The organism is Natrinema sp. CBA1119, from assembly GCF_002572525.1.
Taxonomy (GTDB): domain Archaea; phylum Halobacteriota; class Halobacteria; order Halobacteriales; family Natrialbaceae; genus Natrinema.
In genome coordinates this window covers 336,719-358,620 of sequence record NZ_PDBS01000001.1, presented here as the reverse complement: position 1 = coordinate 358,620, position 21,902 = coordinate 336,719, and the positions used below count along the sequence as shown (strand labels likewise).

The following is a 21,902-nucleotide window of genomic DNA, read 5'->3' as shown; positions in this document are numbered from 1 at the left end:
TCGGTTTGACACGGCTGCTTTCATCTACACGATCGCTTTCGACTGCACAACCGTTCGCTCTCACCAGAATCATCGATCCGAATAGTCACGTTGATTGATGTTCACATGCGAGTCAGGGCTATGGCGACCAGGAGACGGATCGCGACGTACTGTGGGTTCGCCGGGCCGATCGTCTCACTGGGTGCGATCGTGCTCGCCACGATCGTTGCACCGCCCGAGACGTTCACGTGGCACGGACGGGCGCTTTCCGATATGGGTCGATACGGCGCGCCGACGTTTCTCCTGTTCAACGGTGGACTGATCGTCGGCGGACTGCTCGGTTTCCCCTTCGCGTGGCGGCTGTGGCTCGAGAGTCGAAATCGCCTCGAGCGCGTCGGCGTCGCGCTACTCGCGGTCGCCGTCGTCGGGATGATCGGCGTCGGGATCTTCTTCCTCGAACACACGACCCTCTACCTCGAGACGAGTTTGCACGGCCTCGCGGCACTGACCGTGTTCGGCGTGGCACCGTTTGCGGGGTGGATATACGGTACCGGTGCGGCGCTGGCCGGCGATGGCCGTCTCGCGGTCACCTCATTCTGGCTCGGAATCGTCCACCCTGTTGCGTGGCTGGGCTGGCTGGTGTCCCTCGGCGGTGCAATCGATACCGGAACGTGGTTCGCCGTCCCCGAATTCGTCGCTGCCCTCGCGTTCGGCGGCTGGATCCTCTCGCTGGCACTCACCGTCTCTCGTCGGGCTGACAGCGAACCGGACGTATCGGCCCACTGAGCGCTCCCGGTCGTTATTGCGACCGTCGGCCACACAACGCTTAAATCGAAACCGTTCTTACACGTGGGTATGCATAAAGACGAACTCCTCGAGCTTCACGAAGAACTCGTCGTCATCATGGAGTACTTCTCGGAGCGCGAGGAGGTCGACGAGACGCTGTTCGATCACTACCGACAGCTCGATGTCGACCCCTCGCACGTCCACAAATCAAAGAGCGAACACAAACACGCGGTCTTCGTCCTCGGCAACGCGCTCGCGAGCGCCATGAGCGAAGACGAGTTCTCGAGCGCCGGTCGGATCGGCAAGCGGATGAAGGAACTCGCCGAGGACGCAGAATCGAAGATATAGAAAATAGCGCGGTCGTCTAGGCGAAACGTATTTGGTGTGGTTCCCGCTTGTTGACGTATGGACTCGCGCACGCAAGAGCGCGTCGAGGAGTGGGACTCCCGCCCATTCAACGGCGGTTTCGACGGTCTCTCCGATCTCGCTGATGGTGATTTCTCCGGTGCAGTATCGGCGACGGGCACGTGGCTCTTTATGCTCAACGGCCGCATCGTCGGCATCATCGATGGCGACATTGCGGACTTCGAGACTGCCTCGGGCACTCGGTACGAGGCACCCCACCCGTCACTCCCCTTACTCTGTACGATGGAAGAACGTGGCGGCGAGCCGCGGGCGAAATACTATACGAACGAGACACCGCTTCGCGAGGTCGACGGCACGCTGCAAAGCGGTTCGTTCACCGGCTACATCGAACTGAGCGAGAACGTGCTCAGCGGCGACTACTACGCCGTCTACTACGGCGGTCGCCGCATGGCCGCGGCCTACATCGGCAACGCCGAACGGCTGCACACCGGGGACGATGCCTTCGAGCGAGCGGCCGACGAGGTCGGCATCTACGCGGTCACCGACGTCGAGATCGATGTCGTCGACGTTCCGGGGACGGCCGACGCCGACACCGGCTCGAGGTCGGAGACGGATCCGACAACGGACGCCGAGACGGTTGACCCACCCGTCGACGCGGGCGCTGCCGACCTGTCCCCGGCTCCCGATTCGGCATCCGATCCGACCACTGACTCAGCTACTGACTCACCGACCCCGTCGATCGACCCGATCGACGTCTCGGACACTGACCCAGTCGCCACCGACGACGCGGCCGGGAGCGACGCAATCGAAGAAGCTGCCGACGACGAGCCGACGCTGTCCTCGGAGATCGACCTGACGGGGGAGGCGACTGGTATCACGACGACCGACGAAAGCGAAGCGGAGCCGGAGTCGGCCACTGCGGGCATTACCGATTCGGGGCTGTCCGTCGATCTCGATCCGGCCTCTGATCCGGACGAGACCGCTGCGGACAACGAACGCACCCCAGCAGAGCAGGACGCGCGCGCGGAGACCGAGTCGACAGCGTACGCGGATCCCGACACCGGATCCACTGGATCGATCGGCTCCAAATCGGAGTCGGAGTCAACATCGGCGGAGTCGGGAGTCGAAGGGTCGTCGGCCGACGAGGGTACCACGCCAGATCCGACGGACGGTGACAGCACTGAGAGCGAGCCGTCGACGACCACGGAGACGACTACAGCGTCCACCGAGACGGCCGTAGATCCGACCGAAACTGTGGATTCCGCCGAGGTCGACGGCGCCGACACCGATGATCCACGACCGACATCGGACGACGGGTCCGCTTCGAGTCCCGACCTCGCGGAGGTCGAGGCGGCGGCCGAGGAACTCGATCAGAACGATATTTCCTGGGTCGACGAGGACGACGCGGACGAAGACCGTGGGGCGGACGAAGACGATGAGACATCGGCAATGGAGTCGTCCGACGACGACCCCGCAACCGCGGGCGAGGAGGTGAGCGCGGAGGACGGCCTCGAGGAACAGTTCGAACGGGAAGAAGAGTGGCGCGAGACGCGACGCATTCCCTCGATCGATCCGGAGAACAGCGAGGCGGTTTCCGACTCGAGTGCGGGCGGACGCGAGGCGAAATCGGATCAATCGTCGCCGGACCGATCCTCGTCGGTGCAGTCGTCGAACCCGGCCGACACCCCGTCGAACGACGCTCGATCGGACCCGAAGGACTCGGCGGCCGAGACGTCGGAAACGTCGCCCGCAGCCGCGTCCGGGTCGCGAACGGGACGATCCCAGGACCCTGAGTCGGAGCGTTCACGGAGTGAGGCCGCCGACGCGACCGACCCGAGCGACGAACGGGTCGTGGCCCTCACCGAGAAGGTCGAGACGCTACAGGAGCACCGCGACGCGCTCGTCGCGAAAGCGGACGAACTCGAGGCCGAACGCGACCGGCTGCAGTCGAAAAACGAGGATCTCTCCGGGACCGTCGAGCGGCTCCAGGCGCGGATCGAGGAGCTCGAGACGGAACTGCAACGCGCCCGTCAGCGCGAGGTCGGCGAGACGGAAACCGGAGCGAGCGCGGGCACCCAGCTCTCGCCCCAGCAGGCGCTCTCGGGGACGAACCTCTTCGTTCGGTACGGGTCGAAGAGTCAGCCGACCCTCGAGACAGCTCACGGCGGCAACGCGGATCGCAGCGAGGTCGCGTCAAACCTCCGACTGGAACACCACACCGGGTTCGATTCGACCGACGCCGCCGTCGACGGGACGCCCTACGAGGAGTTCCTCGAGTCGACGATGGAGTACCGGTTCGTCGACTGGGTCACCGAGATGCTGCTCTACGAGATTCGCGACACCGGCAACGCGGACGGACTGGGCGACCTCTATGACGCGATTCCGCGGATCGACCGGGCCGAACTCGGCGCGACCATCTCGCTCGCGGACGACGAGACCGAGGACGTGCCCGATCAGGTCACCTTCGATGTCGTCGCCTACGACAAAATGGGGAATCCGCTCGTGCTGGTCACGCTCAACGACTCGCGGGAGCCGGCGACGCAGGAACTCCTCGGCGAACTCGAGGAAGCCGCCTCTGCAGTGAAGGCGAACTATCCGGATCTGGCGGCCGCGATCGCCGTCACCTCGAGTTACTTCGAACCCGGCGCGCTCGAGGTGGCCGAGCAGGCCACGAGCGGAGGCTTCCTCAGCCGGGGCTCGAAACTGAGTTACGTCAACCTCTCGCGGAAGGACGGCTACCACCTCTGCTTGGTCGAGTCCCGTTCCGAAGGGTTCCACATGAACGTCCCCGAGCTGTAGGTCGTCGCCGTCGAATCCGGTCCGGTTTTGTCGTCGATAGCAGTTCTCATCATCGTACCGACGGTACCTACTACTGATCAACCAAATCGGCCGCGGTGGCTCTCTCGGCGCAGCGACGCTCTGAGAGGGACACGTACGCTATAGTGGCCGCTGTCCGGCAAAAAACGGCGGGAAGAAGTGTAGTTCGTCGGCGACGCACCGGCTGGTGGCTGCGGGGTCGGGCGACGGCGTCCGAACCGGACGCGAGACTAACCTTCGATCTCTGCGACGTCTTCGATCTTCATGCCGTCGAGCTTCTCGACGATTTCGTCGAGTTTGCCGTCGAGTTCGTCGACGAACTCAACGGTGCGCTCGGTCTTGATCGCTCCCTGACTCGAGGGCTCGATCAGGTTCTCCTCCTCGAGGACTCGAAGCGAGTAGCGGACCTTGTGGTGGGGGTATCCCGTCTCGTTCGACATCTTGACGATCCCGATCGGTTCGTTCTCGATAACCATCTTCAGGACCTGCAGATGACGTTCCAACATATCGACTTCCTTCTCAAGTCGGTCTATCATGGCATTTGTTAACTTGTCTTTGGACCTTTTAAAAGTTCCCCTCGAGAACCGGAACGTCCACTCTCAACTAGGTGTTCGTTCCTGTGAGTAGTTAACGCTTCCGGTGACGACAGCGCGTTGGAGGTGCCCGCGAGTGAGCCACCCGAATCGGTTGTTCCGGTACCCGAATCGGTTGTCGGTCCGATCGGGCCTCGAGCCACAGACCCGAGACCGGCAGGGAAGCGCGTTTGCGCGAACGCTGTCGCTCGGGTGGGGGACTCGCGGCCCTCGGGAGAGGCACCCGCATACCGTAATCTGTTTATCGGCCCGGCAAGAACCCGCCGCTGTTATGACCGTCACTATCGTCGGGTCGCAACTCGGCGACGAAGGCAAAGGTGGGGTCGTCGACCTCTACGGCGACGCCGCCGACGTCGTCGCCCGGTATCAGGGCGGCGACAACGCTGGCCACACCGTCGTTCACGACGGAACGAAGTACAAACTGTCGCTCGTGCCGTCGGGGGCCGTCCGCGGGAAGATCGGCGTCCTCGGCAACGGCTGCGTCGTCAACCCCGAGACGTTGTTCGACGAGATCGACACGCTGCGAGAGCGCGGCCTCGAGCCGGACGTTCGGGTCGCCGAGCGCGCCCATGTTATCCTCCCCTATCACCGCGCGCTCGACGGCATCGAGGAAGCGGAGAAGGAGGATCTCGCCGCCGGAACGACCAAACGCGGCATCGGCCCGACCTACGAGGACAAGGCCGGCCGCCGCGGCGTCCGCGTCGGCGACCTGCTCGACCCCGACGTGCTCCGCGAGCGCCTCGAGTACGTCGTCCCCCAGAAGAAAGCCCTCGCGGAGGAGGTCTTTGACAAGGAGACCGGCGAGGAGTTCGATATCGACCATCTCTACGAAACCTACCGGGAGTACGGCGAGCGCCTCGCCGAGGAGAACATGACCGTCGACTGCGGGACCTTCCTGCAAGAGCGGATCGACGCCGGCGAGAACGTCATGCTCGAGGGCGCGCAGGGAACCTCTCTCGATATCGACCACGGGGTCTACCCCTACGTCACCTCCTCGAATCCGACCGCGGGCGGCGCGACCGTCGGCACCGGCCTCGGCCCGACCGTCGTCGGCGACGGCGAGGTCATCGGCATCGTCAAGGCGTATCTCTCTCGAGTCGGGACCGGCCCGCTGCCGACCGAACTCGGCGGCGTCGAGGACCAGACGCCCGGCTACGAGGACGGCGAGGCGCAACGCGCCTCGGACGAGGAGGAACTCGCGACCTACATCCGCGACGAGGGTGGGGAGTACGGCACCGTTACCGGCCGCCCGCGGCGGGTCGGCTGGCTCGACATGCCGATGCTTCGCCACGCGGCCCGCGCGAACGGATTCACCGGGCTCGCGGTCAACCACATCGACGTGCTGGCGGGCCTCGAGACGGTCGAGGTCGGCCACAGCTACGAGTTCGACACCGCCGAGCAACGCTCGGCGAGCAATCAGAACTCGGGGAGTTCTGATGACGGTGAAGAAATCTTCACGATGCCGCCGACGACCGAACAGTGGGGGCGCTGTGAAGCCACGTTCAAATCGTTCGACGGCTGGCCCGAAGTCGACTGGGCCGCGGTCGCTGACGACGGCTACGAGGCCATCCCCGAGAACGCGCGGACCTACCTCGAGTACATCGCCGACGAACTCGACACGCCGGTCTACGCCGTCGGCGTCGGTCCCGGCCGCGAGGAGACCATCGTCGTCGAGAACCCGTACGAGTAGCGCGGCGGTCGGTTTCTTCTCTAGTAGCCACTGAAACGATTCAGACACTGATCGCATCGCTGTCATGCGATCAGGTGTGCAGTAAGTTTCAGTGACTGCTCTCTCACCGTCGGTTCCGTGCTCGAACTGCGAGCAGAGCGCTCGATTCGTCACCACTGCACCCACCACCGCCCAGTCGCCCGTCCGCTCGCGAGCGACGTTCCCGAAACCTTTTGCTGGAGGCGACGAGCCTACGTAGTATGAAGGAGTCGTTGCTGGACATTCTCTGCTGTCCGCTCGATAAACACGACCTGGAACTCGAAGACGCCGAGTACGACGACGAGGAAGTCATCGCCGGCACCCTCGTCTGTTCCGAGTGCGGCGAGGAGTATCCCATCGAGGACGGCATTCCGAACCTGCTGCCGCCGGACATGCGCGAGGAAACGCCGGCCTGACCGGCCAGATTCACCGTGTCTCCACCAGAGGTCACCGTCCACGTCAACCGCGGGTCCGCCGAGGCGCTCGAGCCGTCGAGCACGTCGCTCGAGACCGACGACTCGTTTCTCCTCTCGCTGTCGGGTCACGAGTCGCCCGCGCACGTCCACTGTCGCCTCGCGGGTGACCTCGAACGGATCGCATCGCTCGAGGAGACGAACTACTTCGTCGAACCGGACGACGTCACGACCGTTCCGATCGCCGTCAACGCCGACGTGATTGAACGTCCCGTCGACGGCCACCTCGAGGTACTGACGGGCTACGGCTCCGAGTCGATCTCGATCGCCGTCACCGTCGTCCCCGGCCCGCCGGACGTCGATGTCGACGAGTCCCTCGCCGAACCCGCCCGCTCGGAGCCCGAGCCGACGACGCTCGAGCGCGCGGTCGACCGGGTCACCGATGTCGCCGGGCTCGAGCCGGGAACGCTGGCGGTACTGGCACTCGGACTCGTCTCGGTCGGGATCGCCGCGCTGACGGCGGCATCGATCGGCAGTCCGGTCGTCACGGCGGGGCTCGCGATCGTCGTCGTCGGGTTTGCGGTCGCGTTGTTTCTGTTGATTCAGTAGACCGTTGCGTATCGTCGGTGTGGATTGTCGGTACAAATCCCCAGTACGAACCAGCCGACGGCTCGAAATTCGAGTTCCGGCGGGTCGCGGCCTCGAGTCCGAACCGCGAGCCGCGAGGCAGAATTCGAGTTACGACTCGGCGTCCGATTCAGTCGTCTACTTTCGTCGCCTCGAGCCCCTCCTCGCCGAATCGCTTGGCCCGGAGGTACCGCGCCCGGTAGCGGTTCGCGCCGTCGTTGACGTCGGCCTCACGGATCTCGTCGACCCGCCCCTCGGCGACCGCGTCGATCAGCTCCTCGAGCTGATTGAGTTCGCTGGTCGTCAGCTCGAGCTCGTAGGTTCGCTCTTCCTCGGACTCGAGGATGGCCCACTTGCGAGCGGCCGCGATGACGAGCGAGCAGGGCTCTCGGCAGGGGAAGGGGCCGTCGCCGCCGTCGGCGTCGAGGTCGTCGCCCTCCTCGTACTCCCACTCCCGCCGACGGAGACACTGGGAGTCGACGCAGCAGGCCTCGGTCATCCACTCGACGGCTTCGCGGGGGAGTTCGTCGATCACGTCGTAGATCCCGGTCTGTCGCTCGGCGGTCTCGAGCCAGTGGTCGACGTCGAGGGCTCCCTGTCGTTCTCGATGCCAGTTGGCGATCGTTGCCGGATAGAAGAACCCGACCGCGTCGACGAGGTCGTCGCCCGAGAGACCGGTAAAGGCCCAGCCGGCGGGGAGCGTCGGGGCGGTCTTCAGCGGCCGATAGCGGCCGTCATCGTCGTGCGTCGCGATCTCCCGCGCGTCTCGCGGCTCGTCGTAGACCTCGAGGTCGGCGAGATCGCTGTCGGCATCGTCGACGTGCCACAGGTCGTAGACGCGCTCGCCGTCGGGATTGTCGATATCGACGAAGCGGGCCGTGATAGACAGCTGGCCCCACTCGCGGTCGATACCGTCGCGAAGCGCGTCATACCGTTCGGGGACGCCGAGGGGCGCGTCGACCGTGGCTTCCGCATCCGCTTGGTCCTCGGCGTCCGCGAGCGGCGCTCGTTCGCACCACCGGAGGAAGGCGCGTCGCGCGGTCCCCTCCCCGCCGACCGTCTCCTGCCAGTAGCGCCAGTTCGTGACGTACTCGTCGCTGGACTCGAGGGCGCGCCCCAACGCGGCCTCGTCGAGGCCGGGCCACCGGTTCTCGCCCGCCTCGAGGTTGTACCCGTCGTCCGTCTCGTCGATTCGGAGGCCGTCCAACGCGACGCCCGACGACGCGCGGTCGAGCAGCGCCTCGAGATCGTCCGCCGCCACCGTCACGCGTCTAATCCCCCGCGCCCGCTCCCGCGTTCGGGTCCGGAATCGGCCCCGGTTCCGGCGACAGATGCGGCCAGTTCGCGGACCGCCTCGCGCGCGTCGCCGATATCGGCTCCGGCGTCGGCCGCCCGCTCGAGGAGGACGTCGGCCAGCAGATCCTCGGTGCCGACGGCACCGGTGTACCAGATCCGGTGGCCGTCAACATCGGCCGGCACGTCCCAGCCGAGTCGATAGTCCTCGGTTAGACCCATATCTTCGGGAATGTCTTCCTGCGTGTGGTAGCCGTCGGCGATGAAGAGGGGCACGACAACGATGTCGTCGCTCTCGAAGTAGTCCGTGACGTCGTCGACCTCCGGCTCCTCGTCCATGAACAGCGCCTTCACCTCGTCAAAGCGGTCTCGCTCGGCGATTCGGTCGCTGTGGTATTTGATAGCCTTCGCGGAGTTCTCGTTGCGGTCGGTACCGTGGCCGACGACCGAGAGGCCAAAGCCCTCCCCGACGTCCGGATTTTCGGTCGCGGTTTCGGCCCGCTGGACGATCACGTCCGTCATCGCGTCGTGCGTGCCGACCGGCCCGCAGTAGTGGATCGTCTTTCCGACGTCCTCGGCCTCGAGCGTGGCCTGTGATGCGCTGGTGCCGTCCGACTCCCACCTGTCGGGGTCCCACTCCTCGAGGCGCAGTTCCCGCGGAATGACTTGCTCAGTGAAGTAGCCCTCGCTGATGAAGAGCGGGACGACGAACACCTCGTCGGACTCGAGGGTGCGGATCACCTCGCGGAAGTGGGGTTCTTCCTTCCAGAACGCCTCCCGGACCTCATCGAACGCGCCCGTCTCGCGGATCGTGTCCGCGTGGGCGTAGGTCGGATCCGAGGCGTCCGGATTCAGATGCGATCCGTGTGCCGCGATGACCAGCGCTTGCATGGCCGGCGCTTAGGAGGGACACAGTATAGGGACTTCGCTGCCGGTCCACGTCGCCGGGTCCGATGACGGCGATGGAACCGTTCGACCCCGTAAACGACGGGTCTCACGACGGCATCGAAGCGCCGGGCGTTACGATGGCACCGAAGCGGCAAGCGTCACGACGGCACCGACACATCGGTTCGCGTCTCGCAGCTCTCATCGGTCGCTCGCAGTTCCGCGATCGCAGTGTACGCTCCCGGCTGAGGGTCGGACCACTCCGCCTCGTAGCTCACCGACTCGCCGGGGGCGAGGATGTCCGAGCTAAGCACCTGCGCGAACACCCGCCCGTCGGTGAATCGCCAGACTTCCTCCCCGTCCACGGCGAGCACGAACTCCGCCGTACACGCGTCCGTAAACTCGAGTTCGACCGCCTCGTCGCCCGCGTTGGTGACGGTAAACACGAACAACACGGCGTCACCCGCGTCGCCACCGGCCGTCTCGAGCGTTCCCTCGAGGCTCATGGCTCGACAGTGGGGGCCGTCGCGGATAGGTCTTGCCGGCCCTTGGTATCGAAAAATGACGGGGCTGCGCGAGACTATCTCGAGAGGACGACGTTGTCGAGATAGCTCGTGTCGTCGCCCGATCGGTACTCGCCGCGGATCCGGAGGGTCTCGAGAGCCGTGAGGACCTCGCGGAAGCGCTCCTCGGTCGCGATCGGCTCCTGACTCGTCAGATCGATCCAGGTGGCATCGGCCGAAATCGGTGCGTCGAACGTCGTCCACTCCTTCCCCGGATTGCTATCAGCCCCGCGGAACTCGTAGACGAGTTTCACGTCGCCGCTGGCGAGCAGGATGTCCCCGCCTTCGACCGGTTCGGCGTCGAACTGTCGGTCGGTCTGGCCCTGTCGGAGGTCGAAGGAGAGGGTCCCGCCGTAGAACGCCTCGCGATCGCCGAGGAACTTAAATGGAGCCTGATAGTACCAGGCGACACCGCCCTGATTTTCCTCGTCGCTGACGTGACCGCCGGGATTCCCGCCACTCTCGCGGTAGACCGGGTGATTGCTTCCGCCGTTTTGGGAGATGAGCCAGCCATCGGCGTCTCCGTCGAACGTGCTCTCGATGCGGTCCGCCGACGCGGGATCGGCCCCGGCGTCGATATCGTCCGTGTGAATCGTCTTTGTGAACTGCTCGGTCCCGTGTTCGTCGTAGATCCCGATCGTCAGGGTTTCACCCGACTCGTCGACGTCGACGGTACCGAAGTTGGCGTACTCTCCCTTGGCGAAGAACTCCGTCGGATTGAGTGCCGGATAGAGGTCGTCCGGTTTGCCGGCCGGCGCACCCAGCGGCCCCGCAATAGCCTCGACGAACTCGAACTCGCCGTCGTCATCCGGATCGAACGCGCCCACGACCGACTTGTGTACGTCGCCCGCGACGACGACCAGGTTCGATACCGGCTCGGTCTGAATGTGCTCGATAACCTCGAGTAGTTCCGCTTCGTAGCCGGTTCGATCGGCCGGCGTCGCCCACGAGTCCGACGGATACCCCAGCGGAGCCGGCGAGGCGAGGAGCTTCCACGTCGCGTCGGAATCGGCGAGGGCTCCCTTCAGCCACTCGAGTTGCTCGCGACCCAGCAGGGTCTTCGAGTCGAGGTCGACGTTCGGATCGCGGTACTGGCGGGTGTCGATGACGAACAGTTCGACGTGTTTCCCCCACCGGAAGGACTCGTAGAACCGGTTCGACTCGCCGGGTTCGGCGTCGTCGTCACGGTCGAGCGGCCAGTACTCGCGGAAGGCCCGCCGTCCGTCGGGCATCAGCGGCTCGATCGGCCCCGCGAAGTTGTTGATGACCTCGTGATCGTCCCAGACGGTGTACACCGACGTGGACTCGAGTAGCTCCCGCAGATTCGTCCGCTCCGCGATCTCTGCTGGCGGATCGCGCATCTCCTTGTACTTGTCCCGGTAGATCTCGAGCGACTCGTCGATCGGGGTGTCCTCGGTGATCTTCCCGGCCGGCGTCTGCGCGTCGGCGTAGATCGTGTCGCCGTGATAGAGGAAGAAGTCCGGCTCTCGCTCGGCGATCGACCGCAGTCCGGGAAACGGCGGCTCGATCGGGTCGTCTCCGTAGCCCCACGTGTCGCCGCTCCAGGCGAAGCTGACGCTCGCCTCATCGTCGGGGGCCGGTGCCGTCACGAACGTCCCGCTTTCGACCGCATCGGGAATCGCGCCGTCGGCCGTCTCCTCGCCGCCTCGGCCGTTGTCTTCCGGTTTCTCCCGGGGTCCGCGTCCGTTTCGACCGGATCGCTTCGAGCCGTCCTCCCCGCTTCGGCCCCGCCCTCGCCCTCGAGCACCCGCACCGTCGTCTCGGTCGCGCAGCGGTCGATACGACGTCTCCGTCGTCGTGGCCCAGACGTGGTAGCGATACTCGGTGCCGGACTCGAGGCCCTCGAGTCGGACGTGGCCGGTGTAGTCGGTCTCGCCGTCGATCGTCGTCCGATCGTAGCCGACGCTGTCGAATGCTCGGTCGTGACTGTACGCGACGTGTATCGTCGCGTCGCCTTCCGCACGCGCCCAGATCGTCGCCGTCGTCGCGGTAACGTCGCCCGCGGCGACGCCGTGTGTGAGTTCGATGAGGTGGCCTTCGCCGCCGTCATCGCTCCGGTCAGCCGCCTGGTCCGCCCCTGCGTCCGCCGCTGTGGTTCCGACGAGGCCGGTCGTCGTCGCGGCCAGTCCGACCGTCTGGAGAAATCCTCGTCGATTGTTCGTCGCCGAATCGTCTCGTTCGTTGGAGTGCGTGTCTGCCATGACTGCGGGAGATTCTCCCCCGGACCGACACAATATATTATATATTAGATCTAAATTAAAATATTGTTTTTCATCACTGATTTATTATCAGTCATACCGGTATGTACGCGGTCGTAGTGGCGGGGACCCGATCCCTACCGACGAGAACCGAGCGCAACGCTCCCGCCGCGGAGCGCTACGCCTATTTACGCCCGGTCCCAACCCGAACCCGTGCAACTGGTCGGCTACCGCTCGAGCGGGAACGGCTCGTCGCTGCTGGTGAGCGACGCCGCCGGGGAGGTCGATCACCGACCGCTCGAGGCCGGCAATGACCTCGCGTACTCGCTCGGAGAGCGCCACTGTGCCGGCACCATCGACGAAGACGGTGCGCACGTCGCCTGTGATCGGCCGTCGGCCCCCTACTGCGAGTACCACACGAGCACGTGGGTCTGTGCCCGCTGTACCGGCACCTGCCTGAAAGACGAAATGGACTGTTACGAGGCGCACGCGGTCTACATCGCGGCCTTCGCCCCCGACACGTTCAAGGTCGGCGTCACCAAACGCCGGCGGCTCGAGACCCGACTGCGCGAGCAGGGGGCCGACCGCGCGGCCCACGTCCACACAGTCTCGAACGGCCGGATCGCCCGCGAGATCGAGGCCGAGATCGCCGAGCGACTGGTCGACCGCGTCCGAACGGGGCCGAAAGTCGCCGCGCTCGCTGCAGCCGTCGACGAGGCCGCGTGGGAGTCCGCCCTCGCAGAGTTCGACGTCCTCGAGCGGTTCGATTTCGACTACGGGATCGACCTCGAGGCACGGCCGGTTCGCGAGACGATCGCTTCGGGGACCGTCGTGGGCGTGAAAGGCCGGTTGGTCGCGCTCGCGAACGGCGGGACGACTTACGCCGTGGACATGCGCGATCTCGTGGGGTACGACCTCGCGGAGGGCCCGTCGAATCGCGATCTGCAATCGTCGCTGGGATCGTTCGGGTAGGGATCACGGTCGGGCCGGCGTGCTCATCAGAGACATGGCAACCCTTTTCCCCGCCGCTCCAGAATCGGTTGGTATGACGGACGAAAACGAATCTCCCGACGGAGAAGACGCAGGCGAGAATAGCGAGGAGAAATCATTCCGCGAGCGAGTCGAGGAGATCCGCGAAAAGCGCGCCGAAGAGGGCGACGGCGAGGGAGAGGCTCCCGAGAACCCGTTCGGCGGCGGTGGCGGTCCGGGCGGCCCCGGCGGTATGGGCGGCGGCAATCCGTTCGCCCAAATGATGGGCGGCATGATGGGCGGCGGTGGCGGCCCCGGTGCCGGCCCGGGCGGTCCGGGCGCAGGTCCCGGCGGTCCCGGTGCCGGTGGACAGGACGAGAGCAACGAAGAACTCGTGCGTGAGGTCCGACAGATGCGCGACGAACTGCGCGATCAGACGCGCGCACTCAAGCGCATCGCCGACGCGCTCGAGGATCGATAACGCCGCACTGTCTCGTTTTCGACGCTTCTTCGGCAGATGAGTGACGCGAGAAGCGCGTCCGCCGCGCTCACTGACGGGAACACGACGCGATTACTGTCTGACGCGGAGTCGGTCCTGCTCGTCGTATCGGAAGCCAGCGTCTTCGAACGCCAGTTGTACCGCGTTGGCGTTCACTTCCCCGTCGGTCCCCAGAAACGGCGTTTCGGGGTCGTTCCCGTCCCACTCGAGGCTTTCGGGAACCCACTCGTCGATGACCGGCGTTGCCACGGGTCGAGCGTTTCCGTGGAACACCTCTTCCACTATCCACTCCTTGTCGACCAACTGTGCGAGGACGCGCCGGAACCGCGGATTGCTGAACGGTGCGTTCCGCGCGTTGAAGCCGAGGAAGTAGAACGTCCACGACGGCGACTCGACCAACCGGCCACTGTCGGATCTGCTGACGCCGTCGATGAGGTTCGTCTCGAGTGCCGACAGCGTGACGTCGGCGTCGTCGTTCTCGACGGCCTGAACCGCCGTTTTACTGCTCGGGGCGATTCCGACCGAGAACTCGTCGACGGTCGGTGACGGTAGATCGACGCGGCGGTCGAGCGTGAAGTGGGAATCGAACCGCTCGAACGTGAGCTGTTCGCCTTCGGTTCGGTCCACGAGTCGGAACGGGCCGCTTCCGACCGGCTCCATATTGTTCGTGACGACCGCCCTCGTGGTCCCCTGAGCGATGCTGACAGCGCCTGGGCCCCTGGCATCGGCTGCCCGGTCGCGCCAGACGTGTTCGGGGAGTATCGGAACGAGAAGGGCGCGTTCGCCGACCGCTCGATTCGTCCCGACCGTAATCTCGACGCGATTGCGGCGCCGAGCGTCGACCGTCTCGACGGATTCGACCTGGCCGCGAAAGCGGGGTGCTGGAGAGTCGATATCCCCGTCACCGAGGGACATGTCTTTGAGAAACTCGTACGTGAATTCGATGTCGCTGGCGGTTATCGACGTGCCGTCGTGAAACTCACACCCATCTCGCAGTCGGATATCGATCGTCGCCCCGTCCCACTCCCACGATTTTGCGAGCCACGGGTGGACGGCGCCAGTGGGATCGTCCGTCGCCAGCGAGTCGTAGAGCAACTCGGTAATCGTTCCGCGACCGCGATAGTCGACCGCGAGCGGATTGAGGTTTTCCGTCGGTCTTGCATCCGTGTGGGTGGCGCGAAGCGTCTCGACGCCCGCCGACGGCTCGAGACCGAGATAGCCGCGACGGGTCGCGAGGTGGTTTTCGCTCCAGCCGGTGAACCGATCCGTTCTGACGGACCGATGTTCCTCGGGAACGCAGATCGGAACGAACGGCTGTTCGACCGCGATTGCCTCGAGCGCGCTCGTGACAGCGTCGCGTCGTTCATCACCCTCGGCGCGGCGTTGCTTCTCGAGGAGGTCGTCGACGGCCAGGTTGGTGTAGCCGAATGGGTTCTGCCAGCCCGATTCGTCGGCATAGCGCGAGTACAACGCCTGATAGAGGTAGTCGGGATCGGTTCCGCCGGGGTGGCGACTAATGCAGATGTCAAAGTCGTGGTTGTACAGCACCGTCCGGTGGAAGTCGATGCCCGATCGGACGTCCAAGGAGACGTCGATTCCGGCGGCTGTGAACGCCTGTTCCAGTTCGTTCGCGATCCTGATGCATGCCCGATCGCTTTCGGCGGGGAGGGTGACGATCGTTAGCGAGAGCTGGTCGATGTTGTCTCGAGTTACGAGATTCCGGAGGCGTTGCAGACAGCCGCTGGTCGAGACCGTCAGACCGGCGGTCGCAGCGAGTGCGGCTCGACGGCTGATGGATGTGCCGTCAGTGTCGCGACTACTGCGTTTCGGGACGCCACGTCGTCCGTTCATTATGGTCGTCTCTCATCGTTACCCGCCGCGCTATAACAGTATTATGTTCCCCGTGGATATGAGTCGTCGGTGACGGCACTCGACTCGAGCGTATCGGCTGTGGGAACCCCATCGACGCAGTCGGACCGTGCCCGCCGCGTTCAATCCTGTTCCTGACTCGAGGGGAGTCGCTCCTGCAGCCAGGGGAGCCGGTCGCCGTATTTCTCAGTTAGTTCCTCGAGCGACCAGCGGCCGACGAGCCGATGCGAGAGGGCGACACAGAGGGCAGCGAGCAGTAATCCCGCAGTGACGTCGATTCCCCAGTGAATTCCGAGATACATCGTCGAAATCGCGACGCTCGCCGCCAGCACGACCGCGACGGGGAGCCACTTCGGAAACTCGGACCGCGTTTGCCACGCGAACGCCGCCACGGTCGCCGAAAGCGAGGTGTGAAGCGACGGGAAGACGTTCGTGCTGGTGTTGACCTCGCGGGTGAGATACTGGTACTCCGGGTTCGTATCGTACAACATCCGCTCCATGAGCTCGGCGGGCATCAGGTTCCGGGGGCCGTACGCGATCACGAAGATATACAGGATGAGACCGATCGCGTAGTTGAGCGCGTAGGCCGCCAACAGGCGGCGGAAGGCCCGGGTATCGGAGAGGGTAAAGTAGGCGATCACCGGGAAGATCAGCAGGAACGTGTAGCCGTAGACGTAGATCGATGAGAAGTACGCCGACGTCTCCGGGGTCTGAATCGCCTGAAAGACCAGGATAAACTCCCCTTCGATGTTGTAAAACGCCGATGTCAGGCGGATCCCGATCTGCCGCGATAGCTTCGGTGCGACCTGTCGGGCGACCCGGTTGATCAGTAAGACGACGATCAACACAGCGATCACCGGGGCAGTCGTCTTGAGCCGAGTTCGCCACTCCGAGCGCGTTCGAGCGAGGCGCTCACGGCCGATGAAGACGATGATCGACACCGGCACTAGAATCGCGATTACAACGGCGACCTGAGTCAGCACCTCGGCAAGCATCGCACCTAGTAGCCTCCAAGCAACCGACCGTTATCATCGTACCGGAACCCGGCGCTCTCGAACGTCGCTTTCGCCGCTTCGACGTTGAGTTCTCCGTCCGACCCGAGGAACCGCAGTACGGGGGCTTCGCCGTTCCACTCGAGGCTCTCGGGAATCCATTCGTCGGTGACCGGCGTTGCGACGGGGGTCGCGTGTCCGTAGAACACGTCCTCGACGATCGCTTCCTTGTCGATCAGTTGCGAAACCGCGCGTCGGAAGTGCGTGTTGCTGAAGGGTGCGTTGCGGACGTTGAATCCGATATGGTAGAAGGTTCTCGAGGTGGATTTCAACTGTTCGACGTCCGGGGAGTCGGGAATCGCGTCCAACGTGTATGCGGAGAGCATCGAGGCCGTCACGTCCGCATTCCCGTCGGCGACCTGCCTGATCGCAGACGAGCTGCTGGGGGCGATATCGAATCGGAGTTCGTCGACGGTCGGCCCGGGGAGATTGACGTCCTCACGGAGCGTAAAGTGGTCCTCGTATCTAGTGAGGCGAAGTTGCTCGTCTTGGGTTCGACTGTCGAACTGGAACGGGCCGCTTCCGACCGGCGGGATGTGGTCCCCCGTGACGGCGATCCACCGGCCTTGCGGTGCGGTAAAATCGCCGTCGGCAGCCCGTCCGTCTACCAGATCGTGCCAGTAGTGTTTTGGCAGGATCGGGACGGTAAACGCCCGCTTTGCGGCCTCCCGCCCGCCCTCGAACGAGAACAACAGTTCGTACTCGCCATCGACGGCGTCATCGTCGACGGAGATCTCATTGATACCGTCGACGTGCCCCTGATACCGCGGTGCCGGCGACGAGGGCGCTCGTCCGAGCGACGTGTCTTCGAGGAACCGATAGGTAAAGGCGACATCCTCGGCGGTCAGTGGCTCGCCGTCGTGGAACTGACAGTCTTCGCGGAGGGTGACCGTCGCGGTCAGCGTCGACGCCTGCTCGCTGTCATCCGGTTCCGTCCAGTCCCAGGACGTGGCCAGCCACGGCTCTATCTCGCCGTTGTTGACCGTCCCCAGCGAATCGAAGAGCAGGTCGATAGTCGTGTTTCGCTCACGCATTGTCGCCGAAAGCGGATTGAGGTTGCTCGTCGCGCGAGCGTCGGTTCTGAGCGCGTGGATCTGATCGACGCCGTCCGCCGGCTCGAGACCGAGGTAGCCGTGGCGGGTCGTGAGATCGGCCTCGTTCCAGCCCTCGAACCGACCCGCTCTGGCGAGGCGATACTCGTCGGGCATACAGATGGGGTCAAACGGTTTCGCCTGTGCCAGCGCTTTCAGGACCGAATGGACGTCTCGCTTCCGCTCGTCGCCCTCGGAGTGGCGCTGACGTTCCAGTAGCGTGTCGAACGCCATATTGGTGAGTCCGAAGGGGTTCTGCCAGCCGGCTTCGCTCGCGTACGTCGAGTGGAGCGTTTCGTAGAGGAAGTCCGGATCGTAATCGGCTGGGTGGAGGCCGACGTAGATATCGAAGTCGTGATCGATCAGGACCGCTTTGAGCATCTCCGATTGCGAGCGGACGTCCAGTGTGACCGCCATGCCGGCCTTCTTGAGGTTGCTCTCGAGACGGCGAGCGATCTGGATGCTCTGCTTGTCGCCTTCCGCCGGGACCGTTGCAATAGAGAGCGATAGCTGATCGTCGCCGGCCTGACCGACCACGCTTCGCACGCTGTTCATACAGCCGCTCGTCGTGATTGCAGCCCCCGTTGCGCCGGCCGCCAGAAACGACCGCCTGCTGAGACCGTCGTCGGGGAGGGTGGGGTTCCAATTCATAGCGTTATGTAGCACCTCCTATCATGTGATATATAACAATATTGCGTACTATGATTGAAGACGTGTCACTGTAAAGAATCTTTCTACTCGAGAGCAGATCCGCCTTGGACGCGAGTCGTGTGATAAGTTACCGATCAACTGGATAGCTGTCCGCGATCTGACGCCGGTTTCGGAGCGCAACATCAATAGGTCGACCGACGAAACGTCAGGTATGGATGTCGCCGCGGAACGAATCGAGCGGCTTCACGACCTCGCTCGAGCGGCGGCAGCGGACGGCGACGCCGATCGAGCTCGCTACTACGTCCGCCTCGCGCGGCGAGTCGCGGAGCGAAACCGCCTCACGCTGCCCCTCGCGTTTCGCCGATTCACGTGTGATCGGTGTGACGCGTATCTCCGGCCGGGAGCCAACGCTCGCGTCAGGTTACAGGACGGTCACGTCGTCATCACCTGTGACTGCGGTGCGCACGCGAGATATCCGTACGAGGACTGCGTCTCCGACGCAGACTGAACCGCGACCTGTGACTGCTACGACCTATGACTGCCGCGACCGAACGACGGCCGAATCACGACGCAGTCACTCCGCTGCCCGTCCGTGCCGAATCGAGAAGATTGAAACCGCTCCTCTTCCTTTCACGGGTATGGATCAACAGGAACTCAAGCGCCGCGCACACGACCTCGACGTGACCGTCTGGGTCGGCAAGAGCGGCATCGATGCTGTCGTCGACGAACTCGACGACCAACTGGACGACAGGGACCTCGTGAAGGTAAAATTCTTGCGGGCCGCCCGCGCCGGCAGTTCGACCGAGGAGAAAGCGGCCGACCTCGCCGACCACGTCCACGCGGACCTCATCGACACGCGCGGGCACACCGCAGTGTTGCATCGATGAGCGGTAGTCCCGCGCATCCGCTACAGAACGGAACTGGAGATCTCGGCGTGATCGGAAACGCGCTCGAGGACGCTGGACTCAACGCGACACAGGCCGGGATGGCCGAGGGAGCGATTCGATTCGCCATCGCGCTCGCGGTGATCTGGGTGATCGGTCGGTTGGTGCTCGTCCCGCTGGTCAGGCGAGCCCTCGACAGGCGCGAACTGGACGAACACGCCCAGAACCCGCTGTTGTTGCTCACCCGGTTCGGAGTCGGATTCCTCGCGTTCGCTGTCGCCTTCGGCTTCGCCGGCTTCGGCAACTTCCTCGTCTCGATGGCCGGCATCGCGGCGGCTGGTGCGCTCGCCATCGGACTCGCGATGCAGAACGTGATCTCGAACTTCGTCGCCGGCGTGTTCATCTACACGGACAAGCCGTTCCGCATCGGCGACTGGATCGAGTGGGAGGACGGCACCTACTCGGGCATCGTCGAGGATATCAGCCTCCGCGTGACCCGCGTCCGGACGTTCGATAACGAACTGCTTACGGTCCCCAACTCGGCGCTCACCGAGGGCGTACTCAAAAACCCCGTCGAAGCTAACAAGCTCCGGCTGAAGTTCGTCTTCGGCATCGGCTACGACGACGACATCGAGCAGGCGACCGAGATCATCGTCGACGAGGCCGAACGCCACCCCGACATCATGGACGACCCCGAACCCTCCGTCCGCCTGACGGAACTGGGCGACTCCGACGTCGGCCTCCAGTCGCGGATCTGGATCTCGAACCCGTCTCGTGCCGACTTCGTTCGAACCCGCGGGGAGTACGTCACCGCGGTTAAACGTCGCTTCGACGAGGAGGGGATCGACATTCCCTACCCCGTCCGCACGCTCGAGGGTGGCCTCGACCTCGAGAGCGGCCAGAGCGTCGTGCAACCCGCAGAGTAGCGGCAAAAAGCCTCCATCGTTCCGTCCGTTCTCCGCTGATCGACCTATGAGATATCCTGAACGGTCACGTTTTCCGGCGGCTCGAACGCGAACGTCTCGTCCTCGAGGCCGGTATTGAACGCGACCGTCTCGAACCGCTCGGTCATGACGATGCGCTCGCCGTTTGGCTCCTCGAACACGACTCGCTCCTTGAGCGGGTAGTCGTACTCCGTGTCGATCCACAGCGTCTGTTCGACGGCCTGCAGTTCGTCTTTCGGGTCGCTGGTCTCGAGGGCGTAGACGTACTCGGTGTCGCCGACGATCGCCGAAATTCCTCGTTCAACGGTCTCGTTTTTCGCGTCGACGTCGAGAACGTGTGCCTCCCGGCCCGCGATCCGCTCCGTCCCCTGATACTCGAGATCGTACTTCTCGACCTTCTCCGCGGCCATATCGGCCCGGTCCGATCGGACCGCGTCATCGTCGAACGGCTCGTCCGGCTCGAAGTACTGAGCCACTCCCGAATCGGGGAAGTAGAACCAGTTCATCGTCGCGTTCGAGACGTAGATGTTCCCGATCGCGGCGGAGTCCGATGCCTCGAGCACCTCGGTCCGCTCGTCGACGTACGGCCGTTTCTGGACGCGTTCGACCTCGGTAACAGTCACTGACCCGTTGGTCACCTTGGTTGTCCGGTTCCCCTGCACGTCCTCGAGATTGTCGGCGTGAACGAACGCGCCCTCGAACACCGCTTTCGGATCGGGGTCGTCGGAACTGCCAGGATCGTCGGGACCGCTCGAGGGAGCGTCGAATGCGACGCAGCCACTGAGGAGAACGCCCACGACAATGACTCCGAGAACGGCTGCGGATCGACGAGTCGTCATTAGTTTACACAGCTAGAAGAGTTACCGTAAGTGTTTCTGTTACTGTGTCCAGATAGCGGGCTGCTTCGTGACTCGAGTTGAAGCACACAGTCAGTGGCCGGGAGTGCGGCTCGAACAATAGTGAGAGCCGCGCGACCCGGGGAAAGGCAGGCGGTAACCCGGTACCGGCCGCGAGCGAAGCCGTGCGCGGCGCTACGCGCCGCGAACAGGCGAACGGCCGAAGGCCGTGAGATAGGCTGAGCGAGCGGGCCGACGACTGACTCGAAGCGAGCGAAGCGAGCAGAGAGGAAGGAGAAGTGCTTTTGATCGACCTTTTACCGAGTGAGCACGGCGCGCAGCGCCGCTGCTCACGCAGCGTAAAAGGTCGGTATGAATGCGGACAACCCCGATTGCCCGGCGTTCCGACCGGGGGAATCTCGGTTGCCTTCTCCACCCCGCAACCCGTCGAGCGACAGGTGTCCGGCGGTCCACTGCTCGCTTCCGCGCCTGATGGGCTGTCGCCGACTAACCACGATGGGGCGTCCCTGCGGACGGCCATCGTAGACCGCTGTCCCCGACGGACGAGGCTTCTCTGTTGGCTCCCGAGGCCCCGGTCGGTCTGACCGGACGCCCGCGGTGTTCGGTCCCCGCTAATGACCATAGCGCGGGTAACGAGCAGGGCCAAACTGCCCGACCTAGTCCATCTCAGTATAGTCGGGTGAGACGTAAGGGTCTTTCGTCTTTCCCGCAGCCGGCCGTGTGAAATCGGATGGAAAGAGAGCGGCCGAACAAGCTCCATACTCACCCGAGACACGGTCCGTCATCTCTGCGCTAGCCGAAACGATCAATTACGAGTAGTATAGATACGTGACTGTC

20 protein-coding genes and 1 other RNA gene are annotated in these 21,902 nt (G+C 64.3%); 11 read left to right on the top strand and 10 right to left on the bottom strand.

Annotation, left to right across the window (positions count from 1 at the left end):
• The first annotated feature begins 120 nt into the window (after positions 1-120).
• The 3 genes from CP556_RS01695 (at position 121) to CP556_RS01685 (ending at position 3,930) form a co-directional block, all read left to right on the top strand.
• Positions 121-765 (top strand): DUF998 domain-containing protein, encoded by a 645-nt coding sequence (locus CP556_RS01695; protein WP_098724043.1) that lies wholly within the window; start codon positions 121-123, stop codon positions 763-765.
• 69 nt (positions 766-834) lie between these two features.
• Complete coding sequence (locus CP556_RS01690; RefSeq protein WP_098724042.1) at positions 835-1,113, top strand: UPF0058 family protein; 279 nt, start codon at positions 835-837, stop codon at positions 1,111-1,113.
• Between the two features lie 57 nt (positions 1,114-1,170).
• Entirely contained in the window at positions 1,171-3,930 is a 2,760-nt protein-coding gene (locus CP556_RS01685) for a DUF7527 domain-containing protein (protein ID WP_098724041.1), read from the top strand.
• A gap of 248 nt (positions 3,931-4,178) precedes the next feature.
• On the opposite strand, the gene CP556_RS01680 is transcribed toward CP556_RS01685, so the two are convergent.
• Positions 4,179-4,484 (bottom strand): hypothetical protein, encoded by a 306-nt coding sequence (locus CP556_RS01680; protein WP_098724040.1) that lies wholly within the window; start codon positions 4,482-4,484, stop codon positions 4,179-4,181.
• A gap of 328 nt (positions 4,485-4,812) precedes the next feature.
• Between CP556_RS01680 and CP556_RS01675 the strand changes: the two genes are divergently transcribed.
• The 3 genes from CP556_RS01675 (at position 4,813) to CP556_RS01665 (ending at position 7,271) form a co-directional block, all read left to right on the top strand.
• Positions 4,813-6,231 carry an adenylosuccinate synthase gene (locus tag CP556_RS01675; RefSeq protein WP_098724039.1) on the top strand — a complete coding sequence of 473 codons (1,419 nt, stop codon included), beginning with the start codon at positions 4,813-4,815 and terminating at the stop codon, positions 6,229-6,231.
• Positions 6,232-6,470: 239 nt separating this feature from the next.
• A complete protein-coding gene (locus CP556_RS01670) occupies positions 6,471-6,665 on the top strand; it encodes a methytransferase partner Trm112 (protein WP_098724038.1) in 195 nt (64 codons plus the stop codon).
• A 15-nt stretch (positions 6,666-6,680) separates the two neighbouring features.
• Positions 6,681-7,271, top strand: a complete 591-nt coding sequence (locus tag CP556_RS01665; RefSeq protein ID WP_098724037.1) for a DUF7524 family protein — start codon at positions 6,681-6,683, stop codon at positions 7,269-7,271.
• A 148-nt stretch (positions 7,272-7,419) separates the two neighbouring features.
• Here the strand turns inward: CP556_RS01665 and CP556_RS01660 are convergent, their stop codons facing one another.
• The 4 genes from CP556_RS01660 to CP556_RS01645 all read right to left on the bottom strand — a co-directional run bounded on the left by CP556_RS01660 (position 7,420) and on the right by CP556_RS01645 (position 12,252).
• Positions 7,420-8,556, bottom strand: coding sequence for a DR2241 family protein (locus CP556_RS01660; RefSeq protein ID WP_098724036.1), 1,137 nt, complete (start codon positions 8,554-8,556; stop codon positions 7,420-7,422).
• Positions 8,553-9,473 (bottom strand): CbiX/SirB N-terminal domain-containing protein, encoded by a 921-nt coding sequence (locus CP556_RS01655; RefSeq protein ID WP_098724035.1) that lies wholly within the window; start codon positions 9,471-9,473, stop codon positions 8,553-8,555. Before CP556_RS01655 ends, CP556_RS01660 begins: the two co-directional genes overlap by 4 nt.
• Before the next feature lie 155 nt (positions 9,474-9,628).
• The gene (locus tag CP556_RS01650; protein WP_098724034.1) at positions 9,629-9,973 is read right to left on the bottom strand and encodes a BsuPI-related putative proteinase inhibitor; all 345 of its coding nucleotides are present in this window, start codon (positions 9,971-9,973) and stop codon (positions 9,629-9,631) included.
• Positions 9,974-10,047: 74 nt separating this feature from the next.
• A complete protein-coding gene (locus CP556_RS01645; protein ID WP_098724033.1) occupies positions 10,048-12,252 on the bottom strand; it encodes an alkaline phosphatase D family protein in 2,205 nt (734 codons plus the stop codon).
• A gap of 210 nt (positions 12,253-12,462) precedes the next feature.
• On the opposite strand from CP556_RS01645, the gene CP556_RS01640 reads away from it, so the two are divergent.
• Both CP556_RS01640 and CP556_RS01635 read left to right on the top strand, forming a co-directional pair.
• Positions 12,463-13,221 carry a DUF2797 domain-containing protein gene (locus tag CP556_RS01640; protein WP_098724032.1) on the top strand — a complete coding sequence of 253 codons (759 nt, stop codon included), beginning with the start codon at positions 12,463-12,465 and terminating at the stop codon, positions 13,219-13,221.
• A gap of 73 nt (positions 13,222-13,294) precedes the next feature.
• Complete coding sequence (locus CP556_RS01635) at positions 13,295-13,699, top strand: hypothetical protein (protein ID WP_098724031.1); 405 nt, start codon at positions 13,295-13,297, stop codon at positions 13,697-13,699.
• A 90-nt stretch (positions 13,700-13,789) separates the two neighbouring features.
• On the opposite strand, the gene CP556_RS01630 is transcribed toward CP556_RS01635, so the two are convergent.
• From CP556_RS01630 to CP556_RS01620, 3 genes are all read right to left on the bottom strand, one after another.
• Complete coding sequence (locus CP556_RS01630) at positions 13,790-15,568, bottom strand: ABC transporter substrate-binding protein (protein WP_098724030.1); 1,779 nt, start codon at positions 15,566-15,568, stop codon at positions 13,790-13,792.
• Positions 15,569-15,708: 140 nt separating this feature from the next.
• Entirely contained in the window at positions 15,709-16,581 is an 873-nt protein-coding gene (locus tag CP556_RS01625) for a phosphatase PAP2 family protein (RefSeq protein WP_098724029.1), read from the bottom strand.
• A 5-nt stretch (positions 16,582-16,586) separates the two neighbouring features.
• Complete coding sequence (locus CP556_RS01620; RefSeq protein ID WP_098724028.1) at positions 16,587-18,380, bottom strand: ABC transporter substrate-binding protein; 1,794 nt, start codon at positions 18,378-18,380, stop codon at positions 16,587-16,589.
• A 211-nt stretch (positions 18,381-18,591) separates the two neighbouring features.
• Here CP556_RS01620 and CP556_RS01615 point away from each other — a divergent pair, with 211 nt between their 5' ends.
• The 3 genes from CP556_RS01615 (at position 18,592) to CP556_RS01605 (ending at position 20,190) form a co-directional block, all read left to right on the top strand.
• On the top strand, positions 18,592-18,888 hold the full coding sequence (locus CP556_RS01615; RefSeq protein WP_098724027.1) for a ribonuclease P protein component 4: 297 nt from the start codon (positions 18,592-18,594) through the stop codon (positions 18,886-18,888).
• Between the two features lie 130 nt (positions 18,889-19,018).
• Positions 19,019-19,267: a YhbY family RNA-binding protein gene (locus CP556_RS01610; RefSeq protein ID WP_098724026.1), complete on the top strand. Its 249-nt coding sequence runs from the start codon at positions 19,019-19,021 to the stop codon at positions 19,265-19,267.
• Positions 19,264-20,190 carry a mechanosensitive ion channel family protein gene (locus CP556_RS01605; protein WP_098724025.1) on the top strand — a complete coding sequence of 309 codons (927 nt, stop codon included), beginning with the start codon at positions 19,264-19,266 and terminating at the stop codon, positions 20,188-20,190. The genes CP556_RS01610 and CP556_RS01605 overlap by 4 nt, the downstream gene beginning before the upstream one ends.
• A 44-nt stretch (positions 20,191-20,234) precedes the next feature.
• On the opposite strand, the gene CP556_RS01600 is transcribed toward CP556_RS01605, so the two are convergent.
• Positions 20,235-21,047: a LolA family protein gene (locus CP556_RS01600; protein WP_098724024.1), complete on the bottom strand. Its 813-nt coding sequence runs from the start codon at positions 21,045-21,047 to the stop codon at positions 20,235-20,237.
• Between the two features lie 373 nt (positions 21,048-21,420).
• Positions 21,421-21,732: signal recognition particle sRNA (gene ffs, locus CP556_RS01595), an RNA gene on the bottom strand.
• Between the last annotated feature and the right edge of the window lie 170 nt (positions 21,733-21,902).

Bases quoted from the DNA above. Each gene is read 5' to 3' on its own strand.
- CP556_RS01695 (WP_098724043.1), top strand. From the start codon at position 121: ATGGCGACCAGGAGACGGATCGCGACGTACTGTGGGTTCGCCGGGCCG.
- CP556_RS01690 (WP_098724042.1), top strand. From the start codon at position 835: ATGCATAAAGACGAACTCCTCGAGCTTCACGAAGAACTCGTCGTCATC.
- CP556_RS01685 (WP_098724041.1), top strand. From the start codon at position 1,171: ATGGACTCGCGCACGCAAGAGCGCGTCGAGGAGTGGGACTCCCGCCCA.
- CP556_RS01680 (WP_098724040.1), bottom strand. From the start codon at position 4,484: ATGATAGACCGACTTGAGAAGGAAGTCGATATGTTGGAACGTCATCTG.
- CP556_RS01675 (WP_098724039.1), top strand. From the start codon at position 4,813: ATGACCGTCACTATCGTCGGGTCGCAACTCGGCGACGAAGGCAAAGGT.
- CP556_RS01670 (WP_098724038.1), top strand. From the start codon at position 6,471: ATGAAGGAGTCGTTGCTGGACATTCTCTGCTGTCCGCTCGATAAACAC.
- CP556_RS01655 (WP_098724035.1), bottom strand. From the start codon at position 9,473: ATGCAAGCGCTGGTCATCGCGGCACACGGATCGCATCTGAATCCGGAC.
- CP556_RS01650 (WP_098724034.1), bottom strand. From the start codon at position 9,973: ATGAGCCTCGAGGGAACGCTCGAGACGGCCGGTGGCGACGCGGGTGAC.
- CP556_RS01645 (WP_098724033.1), bottom strand. From the start codon at position 12,252: ATGGCAGACACGCACTCCAACGAACGAGACGATTCGGCGACGAACAAT.
- CP556_RS01635 (WP_098724031.1), top strand. From the start codon at position 13,295: ATGACGGACGAAAACGAATCTCCCGACGGAGAAGACGCAGGCGAGAAT.
- CP556_RS01630 (WP_098724030.1), bottom strand. From the start codon at position 15,568: ATGAACGGACGACGTGGCGTCCCGAAACGCAGTAGTCGCGACACTGAC.
- CP556_RS01625 (WP_098724029.1), bottom strand. From the start codon at position 16,581: ATGCTTGCCGAGGTGCTGACTCAGGTCGCCGTTGTAATCGCGATTCTA.
- CP556_RS01620 (WP_098724028.1), bottom strand. From the start codon at position 18,380: ATGAATTGGAACCCCACCCTCCCCGACGACGGTCTCAGCAGGCGGTCG.
- CP556_RS01615 (WP_098724027.1), top strand. From the start codon at position 18,592: ATGGATGTCGCCGCGGAACGAATCGAGCGGCTTCACGACCTCGCTCGA.
- CP556_RS01610 (WP_098724026.1), top strand. From the start codon at position 19,019: ATGGATCAACAGGAACTCAAGCGCCGCGCACACGACCTCGACGTGACC.
- CP556_RS01605 (WP_098724025.1), top strand. From the start codon at position 19,264: ATGAGCGGTAGTCCCGCGCATCCGCTACAGAACGGAACTGGAGATCTC.
- CP556_RS01600 (WP_098724024.1), bottom strand. From the start codon at position 21,047: ATGACGACTCGTCGATCCGCAGCCGTTCTCGGAGTCATTGTCGTGGGC.